This window comes from Pseudomonas sp. PSPC2-3 (genome assembly GCF_049898265.1).
In the GTDB taxonomy this organism is placed as follows: domain Bacteria; phylum Pseudomonadota; class Gammaproteobacteria; order Pseudomonadales; family Pseudomonadaceae; genus Aquipseudomonas; species Aquipseudomonas veronii.
Genome location: NZ_JAFCXJ010000015.1, coordinates 57,247 through 70,816, shown reverse-complemented (window position 1 = coordinate 70,816; position 13,570 = coordinate 57,247). Strand labels below are relative to the sequence as shown.

At 60.0% G+C, this 13,570-nt stretch carries 14 protein-coding genes and 4 tRNA genes; 11 read left to right on the top strand and 7 right to left on the bottom strand.

Going from position 1 to position 13,570, the window contains the following annotated elements:
* Positions 1 to 4 precede the first annotated feature (4 nt).
* The 5 genes from ACP7E3_RS29640 to ACP7E3_RS29620 all read left to right on the top strand — a co-directional run bounded on the left by ACP7E3_RS29640 (position 5) and on the right by ACP7E3_RS29620 (position 2,489).
* Positions 5 to 1,216 carry an O-succinylhomoserine sulfhydrylase gene (locus tag ACP7E3_RS29640; RefSeq protein WP_017847689.1) on the top strand — a complete coding sequence of 404 codons (1,212 nt, stop codon included), beginning with the start codon at positions 5 to 7 and terminating at the stop codon, positions 1,214 to 1,216.
* Positions 1,217 to 1,227: 11 nt separating this feature from the next.
* The gene (locus tag ACP7E3_RS29635; RefSeq protein ID WP_017847688.1) at positions 1,228 to 1,992 is read left to right on the top strand and encodes an SDR family oxidoreductase; all 765 of its coding nucleotides are present in this window, start codon (positions 1,228 to 1,230) and stop codon (positions 1,990 to 1,992) included.
* A gap of 107 nt (positions 1,993 to 2,099) precedes the next feature.
* A tRNA-Val gene (locus ACP7E3_RS29630) sits at positions 2,100 to 2,175 on the top strand.
* A gap of 55 nt (positions 2,176 to 2,230) precedes the next feature.
* A tRNA-Asp gene (locus tag ACP7E3_RS29625) sits at positions 2,231 to 2,307 on the top strand.
* 105 nt (positions 2,308 to 2,412) lie between these two features.
* Positions 2,413 to 2,489 (top strand) — tRNA-Asp (locus tag ACP7E3_RS29620).
* A gap of 225 nt (positions 2,490 to 2,714) precedes the next feature.
* Here the strand turns inward: ACP7E3_RS29620 and ACP7E3_RS29615 are convergent.
* Entirely contained in the window at positions 2,715 to 3,998 is a 1,284-nt protein-coding gene (locus ACP7E3_RS29615; RefSeq protein WP_017847687.1) for an NAD(P)/FAD-dependent oxidoreductase, read from the bottom strand.
* A gap of 184 nt (positions 3,999 to 4,182) precedes the next feature.
* On the opposite strand from ACP7E3_RS29615, the gene ACP7E3_RS29610 reads away from it, so the two are divergent.
* Positions 4,183 to 4,259 (top strand) — tRNA-Val (locus tag ACP7E3_RS29610).
* Positions 4,260 to 4,801: 542 nt separating this feature from the next.
* Entirely contained in the window at positions 4,802 to 5,479 is a 678-nt protein-coding gene (locus ACP7E3_RS29605) for an HAD family hydrolase (protein ID WP_017847685.1), read from the top strand.
* A 19-nt stretch (positions 5,480 to 5,498) separates the two neighbouring features.
* On the opposite strand, the gene ACP7E3_RS29600 is transcribed toward ACP7E3_RS29605, so the two are convergent.
* From ACP7E3_RS29600 to csrA, 3 genes are all read right to left on the bottom strand, one after another.
* Entirely contained in the window at positions 5,499 to 5,795 is a 297-nt protein-coding gene (locus ACP7E3_RS29600) for a hypothetical protein (RefSeq protein ID WP_017847684.1), read from the bottom strand.
* A 95-nt stretch (positions 5,796 to 5,890) separates the two neighbouring features.
* On the bottom strand, positions 5,891 to 6,154 hold the full coding sequence (locus tag ACP7E3_RS29595) for a hypothetical protein (protein WP_046382646.1): 264 nt from the start codon (positions 6,152 to 6,154) through the stop codon (positions 5,891 to 5,893).
* Between the two features lie 211 nt (positions 6,155 to 6,365).
* Positions 6,366 to 6,560 (bottom strand): carbon storage regulator CsrA, encoded by a 195-nt coding sequence (gene csrA / locus ACP7E3_RS29590; RefSeq protein ID WP_003192511.1) that lies wholly within the window; start codon positions 6,558 to 6,560, stop codon positions 6,366 to 6,368.
* A 247-nt stretch (positions 6,561 to 6,807) separates the two neighbouring features.
* On the opposite strand from csrA, the gene ACP7E3_RS29585 reads away from it, so the two are divergent.
* Positions 6,808 to 7,188: a hypothetical protein gene (locus ACP7E3_RS29585; RefSeq protein ID WP_026140121.1), complete on the top strand. Its 381-nt coding sequence runs from the start codon at positions 6,808 to 6,810 to the stop codon at positions 7,186 to 7,188.
* A 43-nt stretch (positions 7,189 to 7,231) separates the two neighbouring features.
* On the opposite strand, the gene ACP7E3_RS29580 is transcribed toward ACP7E3_RS29585, so the two are convergent.
* The 3 genes from ACP7E3_RS29580 to ACP7E3_RS29570 all read right to left on the bottom strand — a co-directional run bounded on the left by ACP7E3_RS29580 (position 7,232) and on the right by ACP7E3_RS29570 (position 9,459).
* Complete coding sequence (locus tag ACP7E3_RS29580) at positions 7,232 to 7,924, bottom strand: endonuclease (RefSeq protein ID WP_057005677.1); 693 nt, start codon at positions 7,922 to 7,924, stop codon at positions 7,232 to 7,234.
* Positions 7,925 to 7,928: 4 nt separating this feature from the next.
* The gene (locus ACP7E3_RS29575) at positions 7,929 to 8,180 is read right to left on the bottom strand and encodes a DUF1654 domain-containing protein (protein ID WP_017847680.1); all 252 of its coding nucleotides are present in this window, start codon (positions 8,178 to 8,180) and stop codon (positions 7,929 to 7,931) included.
* Between the two features lie 190 nt (positions 8,181 to 8,370).
* Entirely contained in the window at positions 8,371 to 9,459 is a 1,089-nt protein-coding gene (locus ACP7E3_RS29570; RefSeq protein ID WP_426125266.1) for an asparaginase, read from the bottom strand.
* Positions 9,460 to 10,022: 563 nt separating this feature from the next.
* On the opposite strand from ACP7E3_RS29570, the gene ACP7E3_RS29565 reads away from it, so the two are divergent.
* Genes ACP7E3_RS29565 through ACP7E3_RS29555 form a run of 3 tightly spaced genes read left to right on the top strand, consistent with a single transcriptional unit; the run spans position 10,023 to position 13,567 of the window.
* Positions 10,023 to 10,982 carry a sugar ABC transporter substrate-binding protein gene (locus tag ACP7E3_RS29565; RefSeq protein WP_026140120.1) on the top strand — a complete coding sequence of 320 codons (960 nt, stop codon included), beginning with the start codon at positions 10,023 to 10,025 and terminating at the stop codon, positions 10,980 to 10,982.
* A 57-nt stretch (positions 10,983 to 11,039) separates the two neighbouring features.
* Entirely contained in the window at positions 11,040 to 12,593 is a 1,554-nt protein-coding gene (locus tag ACP7E3_RS29560) for a sugar ABC transporter ATP-binding protein (RefSeq protein WP_079444382.1), read from the top strand.
* Positions 12,590 to 13,567 carry an ABC transporter permease gene (locus tag ACP7E3_RS29555; protein WP_046382649.1) on the top strand — a complete coding sequence of 326 codons (978 nt, stop codon included), beginning with the start codon at positions 12,590 to 12,592 and terminating at the stop codon, positions 13,565 to 13,567. Before ACP7E3_RS29560 ends, ACP7E3_RS29555 begins: the two co-directional genes overlap by 4 nt.
* The last annotated feature ends 3 nt before the right edge of the window (positions 13,568 to 13,570 follow it).

The following is a 13,570-nucleotide window of genomic DNA, read 5'->3' as shown; positions in this document are numbered from 1 at the left end:
CAGCATGAGTCAGGAATGGGATGCCGGTCGGTTGGACAGCGACCTCGATGGCGTAGCTTTCGATACCCTGGCTGTGCGCGCCGGTCAGCACCGCACGCCGGAAGGTGAGCACGGTGATCCGATGTTCTTCACCTCCAGCTATGTGTTCCGCACCGCTGCCGACGCCGCTGCGCGTTTTGCCGGTGAAGTGCCGGGCAACGTCTATTCCCGTTACACCAACCCGACCGTGCGGGCGTTCGAAGAGCGTATCGCCGCACTGGAAGGCGCTGAGCAGGCGGTCGCCACGGCGACCGGCATGGCGGCGATCCTGGCGGTGGTCATGAGCTTGTGCAGCGCCGGCGACCATGTGCTGGTGTCACGCAGCGTGTTCGGTTCGACCATCAGCCTGTTTGAGAAGTATTTCAAGCGCTTCGGTATCGAAGTGGACTACGTGCCTTTGGCGGATCTTTCCGGCTGGGATGCGGCAATCAAAGCCAATACCAAGCTGCTGTTCGTCGAGTCGCCGTCCAACCCGCTGGCCGAGTTGGTAGACATCGCCGCGCTGTCGCAAGTCGCGCATGCCAAAGGCGCCATGCTGGTGGTCGACAACTGCTTCTGCACGCCGGCGTTGCAACAGCCGTTGAAGCTGGGTGCGGATGTTGTCGTGCATTCGGCGACCAAGTTCATCGACGGCCAAGGCCGTTGCATGGGCGGTGTGGTGGCGGGGCGTAGCGAGCAGATGAAAGAAGTGGTGGGTTTCCTGCGCACGGCCGGCCCGACCCTGAGCCCGTTCAATGCATGGATCTTCCTCAAGGGCCTGGAGACTCTCAGCCTGCGGATGAAAGCCCATTGTGCCAATGCCCAGGCCCTGGCCGAGTGGCTGGAGCAGCAGGACGGTATCGAGAAGGTTCACTACGCCGGCCTCAAGAGCCATCCGCAGCACGCATTGGCCCAGCGCCAGCAGCGCGGCTTCGGTGCGGTGGTGAGTTTTGAGGTGAAAGGCGGCAAAGAGGGCGCCTGGCGCTTTATCGACGCGACACGCCTGATCTCGATCACCGCCAACCTGGGTGACAGCAAGACTACCATTACCCATCCCGGCACCACGTCCCACGGCCGCCTGGCGCCGCAGGAGCGGGAAGCGGCGGGTATTCGCGACAGCCTGATCCGTGTTGCGGTGGGGCTTGAAGACGTCGCTGACTTGCAGGCTGATCTGGCCCGTGGGCTGGCGGCCTTGTGATCGAGTGGTCCATGGAAGCGGCTGCGGGCGGTAACGGCCGCGTCGCGCTGGTGACGGGCGCTGCCCGGGGCATTGGCCTGGGGATCGCGGCGTGGCTGATTAGCGAAGGCTGGCAGGTGGTGTTGGCCGACCTGGACCGCGAGCGCGGCTCCAAGGTCTCCAAGGTGCTCGGCGAGAACGCCTGGTTTATCACCATGGACGTGGCCGACGAGAAGCAAGTCGCCCAGGGCGTCGCTGAAGTGCTTGGGCAGTTCGGGCGCCTGGACGCATTGGTGTGCAATGCGGCGGTGGCCGACCCGCGCAATATCACCCTTGAAAGCCTTGACCTGGCCTCCTGGAATCGCGTGCTGGCGGTGAACCTCAGCGGCCCGATGCTGTTGGCCAAGCACTGTGCGCCGTACCTGCGCGCCCATGGCGGTGCGATCGTCAACCTGGCCTCGACCCGGGCTCGGCAGTCGGAGCCGGACACCGAAGCCTACGCGGCGAGCAAGGGCGGCGTGCTGGCCCTGACACACGCCTTGGCGATGAGCCTTGGCCCGGAAGTGCGGGTCAATGCCGTCAGCCCTGGCTGGATCGATGCGCGTGATCCGGCAGCCCGTCGCGCAGAGCCGCTGACCGACGCCGACCACGCCCAGCACCCGACGGGCAGGGTTGGCACGGTGGAGGACGTGGCGGCGCTGGTGGCATGGCTGCTGTCGCGCCAGGCCGGGTTCGTCACCGGCCAGGAGTTTGTGGTGGACGGCGGCATGAGCAAGAAGATGATTTACAGCGAGTAGGGTGGGTAGCCGTCTTGAAACTATTTTGTCTTTTTCAGAAAAACTTCAAGCAGGCTATTGACTTAGGTCCGCTATCTGCGTAAATTTCGCGGCCTCAACGAAGCAAAGGGTGATTAGCTCAGCTGGGAGAGCATCTGCCTTACAAGCAGAGGGTCGGCGGTTCGATCCCGTCATCACCCACCACTTCTTGAGAGTTTTGCCCTAGGGTAAGACGCAACGTTAAAGGTTGCACCGACGCGCAGCGGTAGTTCAGTCGGTTAGAATACCGGCCTGTCACGCCGGGGGTCGCGGGTTCGAGTCCCGTCCGCTGCGCCATATTTTCCAGGTTCGATTCGTCGGGCTTGAGGTTGAACAGCCAAGGCTGATCAGCCAGATGTTTAAAGACGGTTGAGGGTTTACGCTCGGCCGGTCAAGCGATACGCAGCGGTAGTTCAGTCGGTTAGAATACCGGCCTGTCACGCCGGGGGTCGCGGGTTCGAGTCCCGTCCGCTGCGCCATATCTGCTTCAAGGCCCACTGAACGCCTTGCAGCACAAAGAAAGCCGTTGGCTGCCTTTGACCCGATAGCAAAGACCCTGGTCGAAAGACCGGGGTTTTTTGTGTCTGCGATTCAGCATTGATCAGCGCGTGTCGGCAAGCTACCTCAGTCCCCTGTGGACGCAAGCTTGCCTGCGATGATGTCGGCTGAGTGCGCCGTGCCAGCATCCCAGGCAAGCCTTCCCATCAGAACCCCAGCTTATCCCGTAGCCCGTAATACCAGGCGCCCATCGCGGCAAACGGCGTGCGCAACAGTTGCCCGCCGGGGAACGGGTAGTGCGGCAGGTCGGCAAACGCGTCAAAACGCTCTGCCTGGCCTCGAAGGGCCTCTGCCAGTACCTTGCCCGCCAGGTGCGTGTACGTCACGCCGTGGCCGCTGCAGCCTTGGGAGTAATAGATGTTGTCGCCCAGGCGACCGACTTGCGGCAAGCGCGACAGGGTCAGCAGGAAATTGCCGGTCCAGGCGTAGTCAATCTTCACATCCTTGAGTTGCGGGAAGGCCTTGAGCATCTTCGGGCGGATGATTGCTTCGATATTGGCCGGGTCCCGCGCGCCATAGACCACGCCACCGCCGAAGATCAGGCGTTTGTCACTGGTCAGGCGGTAGTAGTCGAGCAGGTAGTTGCAATCTTCGACGCAGTAGTCCTGTGGCAATAGCGTTTTGGCCAGTTCGTCCCCCAGCGGTGCGGTGGTGATCACCTGGGTGCCGCACGGCATCGATTTGGCCGCCAATTCCGGCACCAGGTTCCCCAGGTAGGCATTGCCGGCGACGATGATGAACTTCGCCCTGACCTTGCCCTCGGCGGTGTGTACCACTGGGTTGGCGCCGCGCTCGATGCGCAATGCGGCTGACTGCTCATAAATCGTGCCGCCGAGGGACTCTACGGCTGCTGCTTCGCCCAGCGCCAGGTTGAGCGGGTGGATATGTCCGCCGCTCATGTCCAGCAGGCCGCCGACGTAATTGTCACAGGCCACCACCTCGCGGATGCGCCGCTCGTCCAGCAACTCCAGCTGCGTATGGCCATAACGCTCCCACAAGCGCTTCTGCGACTCCAGGTGACCCATGTGCTTGCTGTTCAGCGCGGCGAATACTCCACCGTCCTTCAGATCGCACTGAATCTGGTACTTGGCGATCCGCTCACGAATGATCCTGCCGCCCTCGAACGCCATCTGTCCCAGCAACTGCGCCTGCTTCGGCCCGACGCTGCGCTCGATCACATCGATATCGCGGCTGTAGCTGTTGACGATCTGCCCGCCGTTGCGGCCAGACGCGCCAAACCCTACCTTAGCCGCCTCCAGGACTGTCACGCGAAAACCGTTCTCCAGCAGAAACAGCGCGCTGGAGAGCCCGGTGTAGCCAGCACCGATCACGCACACATCGGTTTCGACTTCACCTTGCAGCACTGGGCGAGGCGGAGCCGCATTCGCCGACGCGGCGTAATACGACTGGGGGTAGGGGGTGTTCGCCATCCTGGAACCTCTGTTTTATATTTTTTACGAGTGCCCCGATCCTACCTGAGTTGAAAATCGCCTGCCAGCCGCCCGAAAAATACGGGTGTACGGGCCGAAAATAAAAAATTCGCATATTCATAGGGTTAGCTGCAAAAAAGATGTTGACAGCCCTCCGGAATTCCGTAGAATGCCGCCTCACAGCAGGCACGTAGCTCAGTTGGTTAGAGCACCACCTTGACATGGTGGGGGTCGTTGGTTCGAGTCCAATCGCGCCTACCAAACAAAATCCGCTCTGCTGGGCGGTCTGGAAGGGCTCACCGAAAGGTGGGCCCTTTTTTGTTGCCTGAAATTTGGGCGCAGTTTCGCCACGCCCCGTTCCCGGCGGACGGTGAAGCGGGCGATCAGAAGAAAAGCTGAGCCACCGCTAGCAGACAGATGATCTGGACGAACATCTGGCCGAGAATTTCGCCATTGAACGTTTCCATATGCGTTTGTCCGGCGTACATAGTGGCTAGCCTCTTTGTCGGCAATCTTGCCCTGAACGGTGCACAAAGCGTGCGGTTGCTTTGTTGAGTGTAGTGGCTGAATGAGAATCTTCACGCCGGGCCGACACAAGGCGATTGCTCACACGGTTTGTCGGTCTGCAGCAACAATTCTCCCGCCTTGGAAAAAACCACTCGAAACACGTCGCCCCGCCCTGGGCTCTGCCGCTGTAGCGCCGGGGATGCGTCGCATGAGCGCTGTTGGCGTTTACAAGCGTCGAGGTGATCCGTAGATTGCCTCGAGTCTATTTTTGTCGTCGCCTGCGAGGAAGCCACACCGTGCCCATCCCCGGTTCAGCCGTATTTGCCCAGCGTTATCGCGCCTTCCTGTTCGATATGGATGGCACCTTGCTCAACTCCATTGCGGCTGCCGAACGGGTGTGGAGTATCTGGGCTGAACGTCATGGCCTGGATGTGGCGGCGTTCCTGACCACCATTCATGGCGCGCGGGCGATCGATACGATCAGGCGTCAGGCGTTGCCTGGGGTCGATCCTGAGGCTGAGGCGCAATGGATCACCGAGGCCGAGCTGAATGATGTCGAGGGTGTGGTGGCGATTCCCGGCGCCGTTGCGTTCTTGAATGATGTGCCCAGCGATCAATGGGCGTTGGTGACGTCCGCCCCCAGGGAGTTGGCGCTACGGCGCCTACAGGCGGCGGGCATCAGTCCGCCGGCGGTGTGGGTGACGGCCGAGGATGTCGCCAACGGCAAGCCGGATCCCGCCTGCTATAGGCTGGGTGCGCAGCGTCTGGGTGTCGCGGCCCAGGACTGCCTGGTATTCGAAGATGCGACGGTGGGGATCCGAGCGGGGGAGGCGGCGGGCGCGGATGTGATGGTCGTGACCTCGACGCACCTGACACCCATGGTGACTGCGCATGCTTGGATCGACGGGTATGAGCAGTTTCAGGTGCGGCGCGACGCTGAAGGCCTGCTGCGCGTCGAGCGCCGAATGGAGTGAGAGGGAAAGGGCGCGCGTTCTATCGGCCGTGGCCTTCTTCACACGTGCCTGGGGCGCCGGGCGTGTGCAAAGGATAATTTTTCACGCCCTGGCGCGACAGCACCATCTCTCTGAGTATCTCATTGGCAAGTCGGGCAATCGCTTCTTCGCCGCGATAGTGTGCGCGCACGATGCCGGTGATTGCGAAGTGGTCGGTGTTCGGGCCGCTGAGAATGGCTGAGAGGGTGCCGTCAGCATGTAATGTGCAGACGACCTTATAGCTGGGCAAGCGCGATGCCAGTGCAGATTCGATTTGGGATTTGCTCAGGGTGTCCATCTGCTTCAACGCCTTTCAGCCGACCGTGCAAGGCCAAGCATAGGTGCTGCTGCAGGGCTGTAAATACCGGCGATCTGATAGCCAGGCATCAGCCGTCAGTGGGTAGTTCTCCGGTGTTCGCCGGGAGCTGCGCGCTGGCACATTTTGCGCTGGACGGTTTTCTGGATCGGCTTGAGGCAGAACACAAAAAGGTAGCCGCCGAGCAACAGCGTCAAGTCCAGCCATGACGGCACATCGGTGACGTAGATATCTTTGATTTCGAACCTCAAGCCGCATTCCAATCCTGCAAAGACGAGCCCGATGAACAGGGCGATCATCCAGGAACGGGCGGCAAAAGGTCGCTTCGTGCTAGGCCTCATCGATGTGCTCCTGAGTGCACTCGTATGGCGGAAGAGGTTCTCACGAGGTTCGGCTGCAAATCATGTAACAAGTTCCGGGCGTAATGACAGTTTCATCTTTTTAGCGACGATGAAAGGGCCGGATACGCTGAACGCGAAAAGAACGCGAGCAGGCCAATAGGGTTTTCGCCAGCCGTGACCGTGAACGAAAAGGCTGGCTACTGAAGGCGCTTCAAGGCGTCTGGTTTTTATCCGGCGCCGTCAGGCCGGCCTGGATGCGCTGGTAGATTTCCTCGCGATGCACGGCAACATCCTTCGGTGCATTGATGCCGATTCGTACTTGCTGGCCGCTGACGCCCAGGATGGTGATCGTAATGTCATCACCGATGTTTATGCTTTCACCAACTTTACGGGTGAGTATCAGCATGGACTTCTCCTTGATTACTTTTAAGGACACATGTTTCAGACAGGGCAGGTGTCGGATGTGTGTAGCTTACTGCTAAGCGCTTCCCTGTGACTGCCTCTTTTAGGACGCATAGAGGCGACATTAATTCCCATGGCGTCATCATACAGGTCTGCGATACATGATTCGCATTGTTTAACCCAACGTTTATGACGGCCAGAATAGACAGTGGATGATAAAGTTGCCTCTTTATCCTTAAAGGAGCAGGGCAGTGCGTAAAGTAGCGATGGCAATGGCGGTGTTGGCATTGGCCGGTTGCGGTGAAGGCAAGCGTGTCGAAGAGCCCAGGGCCAAGCCCGCCGTGACTGAAAGCCAGCCGCAAACCGGTGCGATTGCCGCTCAGGAGTGGGACCTGCGCGTGGGTCCGCCGGATCACAAGCTGCAGGCGATCACCGACCTGACCGCCTGGTTGCTGGAGCATGGTTTCAATTTTTATATCGTGAAGGAAGACGGCAAGGATGTGGTGCTGTTGGGGCCATTCCAAACCAGGGCCGAGGCTGAAGCCAAACAGGCCTTGCTGACGGAAAAACTTGCCCGTGCCAAGAAAAACGACACCGAGTCGCAGATCATCGAACACAAGGTCGCGCAGTAACCGGCCGATTGGGCGGGAAAATACCGATTTTTCCCGCTCGGTTTCAGTTGCAGGCTTTCAGATTCACCGGGCCGACGAACTCGTTGCCGCGCCCCATCACGCAGGCTACCGTCTGATTGCGTTGGCGCTCCCAGGTCTGCACCGGATAGGTCTTGTTCCAGGCTTCGTACAGTTGGCGATCCTGTTTCGACAGGCGCAAGCCGTATTGTTTACTCATGTAAAAATACGTCCGTGCGATCATCCCGCGAATGGACGGACGCGGCATGACCTTCTTGGCCTTGAAGTCGACCTGGGTCAGGCATGAACCGTACTGCCCGCTTTGCACCGGCAGCCAGCCAAAACTGAAGTTGTTCCGGTCGCCATTGACCTCGCCGATGCTCGGCACGAGGTTGTGCAGGTCGGCTTCGGCGCGTTTGAACACGTCGTCATACCGCGTACAGTTCTTGCGCCCGCCATTCTGCCAGCACTGGCGCTGATGCCCGATCTGCCAGGCCGGCACGATATGTTCCCACTCGATGCGCGCGGCGCGGCTGGCGTTTTTGCGTGGGATGTAGCCGCAGGCTTTCAGGTCTACGCGGTTGCCCGTGTATTTGCAGCCGCAATAGAACTCGGTGGATTGTGGTGCGTAGAGCTTCCAGGCGATTTTCTTGGCTTCGCTGAACGTTCGGGGCGCTTGGGCGTGGGCGGCGATGGCAAAAAACAGGCACAAAAACACAGCAGTAAAACGGACACTCATTGAATCAATCTTCCTTCGGCACAACCCAGAAAATCTGCACGCCACCGTCGTCCCGGTAGGCGAGTGTGACGTTGTCGTTCTCCGCAATTTCCTCCAGCAGACGTTGCCATTCGTCCTCCGGTTCATCCGGCAGGCGGAAGATCAAGGCTGCCTTGGCTTTCTGGGCGTTGGTCGAATTGATGATCTTTTGCACACGAAGGGCCAGGCGTTCGTAAGCATCAGGCGGGGTTGGCGCTGCGGAAGAGGACTTTGCCACGGAGTATTCCTTAGTAAGCTGTACGTGCATACAGTATTTAACTGTAGGCGATTTCGCAACTGCTTAAAATTCAACAAGCTCGTCTGACAGTGATTCAAGCGAATTGATGTAGGGCGGGGAGATATGTAGCGAGGGTTTTGCGGGGAAGCAGGGGCGGGCGAATCCGCCCCTGCACAGGTGTTACCAGGAATCAGTATTCCCAGAACATCCGTTGCAGCTCTTTGCTGTCCTGGGTCTTGGTCAGGCCAACCATTGCCAGAATCCGCGCTTTCTGTGGGTTCAGGTCGTGGGCAGCCACCCAGTCGTACTTGTCGTCAGGCTGTTCGGCGTTGCGCAGCACGAAACCGCCGGCATTCACGTGGGACGAGCGAATGATCTGCACGCCTTGCTTGCGCAGTTCCTGCAGGGCCGGGACGACCTTGGAGGACACCGAACCGTTGCCGGTGCCTGCAAAGATGATGGCTTTGGCGCCGGCCTGGGCCAGGACTTTGGCGGCAGTGTCGCTTACGTTGCCGTAGCCGTAGGCAATTTCGACGTCGGGCAGGCTCTTGATGGTCTTGATGTCGAACTCGGAGTCCATGGTGTGACGCTTGGCCGGCAGGCGGAACCAGTAGGATTTGCCTTCAACCACCATGCCCAACGGGCCCCATGGGCTCTTGAACGCTTCGGTCTTGATGTTGACCATCTTGCTCACGTCGCGACCCGACTGGATCTCGTCGTTCATGGTCACCAGCACGCCCTTGCCGCGGGCATCCTTGCTGCCGGCGACGGCGACGGCGTTGTACAGGTTGAGCATGCCGTCTGCCGACATGGCGGTACCTGGGCGCATCGAGCCGACAACAATGATGGGTTTGTCGGTTTTTTCCACCAGGTTCAGGAAGTAAGCGGTTTCTTCCAGGGTATCGGTGCCGTGGGTGATCACGATGCCGTCGACGTCCTTGCTGTCAGCCAGTTCGGCGACGCGGCGACCCAATTGCAGCAGGTTTTCGTTATTGATGCTTTCGGAGGCAATTTGCATGACTTGCTCGCCGCGCACATTGGCGATCTGGCTAAGCTCGGGAACACCGGCGATCAATTGCTCGATGCCGACTTTGGCTGCCTGGTAGGTGGCGCTGTTAGCGGTGCTGGCGCCGGCGCCGGCAATGGTGCCGCCGGTGGCGAGGATCACCACGTTGGAGAGTTTGGCTTTGGTTTCGACTTCTTTTGCCTGAGCGGCAACGGGGAACAGCAGCAGGAGGGCGAGTGCGCCCGGAACAAAGGTCTTCAGTGCAGATTTCATTATTTTTCTCTCTGGTTTTTGATGAGTGCGGTAGCAAGTTCATCTAGAGCGCTCGGGCGGTTCTGAACGCCTCGAGGTGCAGGAAGGGAGCAGGATTTGTACCAGCCTGAACGCCTTCGTGTTTATTATCTAAGGTGTTGATTTAAAACAAATTAAAATTATATTTAAGAAGGTTTGTCCATGCACTTGTCCGGCTTTCCGAACAAAGCGTGGCTGTTGCGTTCGGTTGTCCGAAAATAATGACGGGATAGTCGCCGGAGGCGTATGACATCGGCGGCACTGCCTGTCGTTTTAGAGAACGATCCGGCGACGGTGATGTTTAATAACCCCGCGAGACAGGCTGGAACGCAGGCGCTAGAGGGCTTGGGTGGAGGGCGGTTTTCTTCCGTTGACAAATCCTGGCAAGGTTCTCATAGTTTGTTTAACGCAAACGTTTGCGAGATGTTTCGCGGGTGCGCCCTGAACGTCTTGAAAGCTCGTATCAGTCACCCGGGTGGGTGGGCTGCCGAAGTGTTCTTCGGTGCAAGCGTTGCTCCCAATAATCATAAGATCGGAGTGAACCCATGAAGCTGCCATTCGCTGGACGTCTTCTTGCTGTCGCTGTGCTTGCCGCCGCATCCGCTGCTCTGCCTCTCTCTTCTGCATTCGCCGCCGACACCGCCGCCAAACCCAAGGTCGGCCTGGTGATGAAATCCCTTGCCAATGAATTCTTCGTCACCATGCAAGAGGGCGCGAAGGACTACCAGAAGTCCCACGCCGCTGATTTCGACATGATCACCAACGGTATCAAGAACGAAACCGATACCAGCGCGCAGATCGATATCGTCAACCAGATGATCCTCGCCAAAGTGAACGCCATCGTCATCGCACCGGCTGACTCCAAGGCACTGGTCACCGTGCTGAAAAAAGCCTCCGATGCCGGCATCAAGGTCGTCAACATCGATAACCGCCTGGACCCGGGCGTGCTGAAAAGCAAAAACCTCGATATTCCCTTCGTCGGCCCGGACAACCGCAAAGGCTCCAAGCTGGTGGGTGATTACCTGGCCAAGCAACTGGCCGCGGGTGACAAGGTCGGCATCATCGAAGGCGTACCGACCACTACCAACGCGCAGCAGCGCACCGCAGGCTACAAGGATGCGATGGACGCGGCCGGCATGAAGATCGTCTCCACCCAATCGGGCAACTGGGAAATCGACCAGGGCCAGAAGGTCGCCTCTGCGATGCTGAGCGAATACCCCGACCTCAAGGCGCTGTTGGCCGGTAACGACAACATGGCCCTGGGCGCCGTCTCGGCCGTGCGTGCGGCAGGCAAAGCCGGCAAGGTTCTGGTCGTAGGCTACGACAACATCGCCGCGATCAAGCCGATGCTGCAGGACGGCCGTGTCCTGGCGACCGCCGACCAGGCTGCCGCACAGCAGGCCGTGTTCGGTATCCAGAACGCGCTTAAGCTGGTCAAGGGTGAGAAGGTCGACGCTCAAGACGGCGTGATCGAAACCCCGGTCGAACTCGTCCTCAAGAAGTAATCCCGGCTGCACCCAACAGCGTCCGCTCACCCTGAGCGGACGCCTGGAGATTTTCCTATGTCATCTTCCGCCCCGAACGCTGTCCTCTCGGTCAGCGGTATCGGTAAGACTTATGCCCAGCCGGTTCTGTCCGACATCACCTTGACGCTCAATCGCGGGGAAGTGCTGGCGCTGACCGGTGAAAACGGCGCAGGCAAAAGTACCTTGTCGAAGATTATCGGCGGGCTGGTCACACCGACCGCCGGGCACATGCAATTCAACGGTCAGGACTACCGCCCCGGCAGTCGCACCCAGGCCGAAGAGCTGGGCGTGCGGATGGTCATGCAGGAACTCAACCTGCTGCCGACGCTGACCGTGGCCGAAAACCTGTTCCTGGACAACTTGCCCAGCCACTGTGGCTGGATCAGCCGTAAGCAGCTGCGTAGCGCGGCGATCGAAGCGATGGCGCAGGTCGGCCTGGATGCGATCGACCCGGACACCCTGGTCGGCAGCCTGGGTATTGGCCATCAGCAAATGGTCGAGATCGCCCGCAACCTGATCGGCGATTGCCATGTGCTGATTCTCGACGAGCCCACGGCTATGTTGACCGCCCGTGAAGTCGAGATGCTGTTTGAGCAAATCACCCGCCTGCAGGCCCGGGGCGTGGCGATCATTTATATTTCGCACCGGCTCGAAGAGTTGGCCCGTGTCGCCCAACGCATTGCAGTACTGCGTGACGGCAAACTGGTCTGCGTCGAGCCGATGGCCAATTACAACAGCGAGCAACTGGTGACCTTGATGGTCGGCCGCGAGCTGGGCGAGCACATTGACCTGGGGCCCCGTACCATCGGCGGCCCGGCCTTGACGGTGAAAGGGCTGACCCGTGCGGACAAGGTCCGCGACGTCTCCTTTGAAGTGCGTGCCGGCGAGATCTATGGCATCTCCGGCCTGATCGGCGCCGGCCGCACGGAATTGCTGCGCCTGATCTTCGGTGCCGACCTGGCCGACAGCGGCACCATTGCCCTGGGGGCGCCGGCCCAAGTGGTGAGCATTCGCTCGCCGGTCGACGCAGTGGGCCACGGCATCGCCTTGATCACCGAAGACCGCAAGGGCGAAGGTCTGCTGCTGACGCAATCCATCAGCGCGAATATCGCCTTGGGCAACATGCCGGAAATTTCCGGCGGCGGTGTGGTAAATAGTCGCGACGAAACCGCCCTGGCCAAGCGTCAGATCGACGCCATGCGTATCCGCAGTTCCAGTCCGGCGCAGTTGGTGTCCGAATTGTCCGGCGGTAACCAGCAGAAAGTCGTGATTGGCCGCTGGCTGGAGCGCGACTGCTCGGTGATGCTGTTCGATGAGCCGACCCGTGGCATCGACGTGGGGGCCAAGTTCGACATTTACGCCTTGCTCGGCGAGTTGACCCGCCAGGGCAAAGCGCTGGTGGTGGTGTCCAGCGACCTGCGCGAGCTGATGTTGATCTGTGACCGCATCGGCGTGCTGTCTGCCGGGCGGTTGATCGAGACCTTCGAGCGCGACCGCTGGACCCAGGATGAATTGCTTGCCGCCGCCTTCGCCGGCTATCAGAAACGTGACGCGCTGCTCAACGATACAGTGCTTAGGAATGCCCAATGAAAACAACAACTTCCCCCGGTAAAGCGGGCGGCAATTTTTACGGCCTGGGCACCTACCTGGGGCTGGCGGGTGCGTTGCTGGCGATGATTGCGCTGTTTTCGGTGCTCAGCGATCACTTCTTGTCCTACGACACCTTCAGCACCCTGGCCAACCAGATCCCGGACCTGATGGTGCTGGCGGTGGGCATGACCTTCATCCTGATCATCGGCGGTATCGACCTGTCGGTGGGTTCGGTCCTGGCCCTGGCGGCGTCGGCGGTCAGCGTGGCGATTCTCGGCTGGGGTTGGAGCGTGTTGCCGGCCGCCGTGCTCGGCATGGGCTGCGCCGCGCTGGCCGGCACCATCACCGGCTCGATCACCGTGGCCTGGCGGATTCCGTCGTTTATCGTGTCCCTTGGCGTACTGGAAATGGCACGCGGCGTGGCGTACCAGATGACCGGCTCGCGCACGGCTTATATCGGTGACTCCTTTGCCTGGCTGTCCAATCCGATCGCCTTCGGGATTTCGCCTTCGTTCATCATCGCTTTGCTGGTGATCGTCGTCGCCCAACTGGTGTTGACTCGCACGGTATTCGGCCGTTACTTGATCGGTATCGGTACCAATGAAGAAGCCGTGCGTCTGGCTGGGATCAATCCCAAACCTTACAAGATCCTGGTGTTCAGCCTGATGGGCCTGCTGGCGGGTGTTGCGGCGCTGTTCCAGATATCGCGCCTGGAGGCGGCAGACCCGAACGCCGGGTCCGGCCTGGAACTGCAAGTGATCGCGGCCGTGGTGATCGGCGGCACCAGCCTGATGGGCGGACGCGGCTCGGTGATCAGCACGTTCTTCGGTGTGTTGATTATTTCGGTATTGGCGGCTGGCCTGGCGCAGATCGGTGCCACCGAACCCACCAAGCGCATCATCACCGGGGCCGTGATTGTGATTGCCGTGGTCCTCGATACCTACCGCAGTCAACGCGCCAGTCGGCGGGGCTGAACC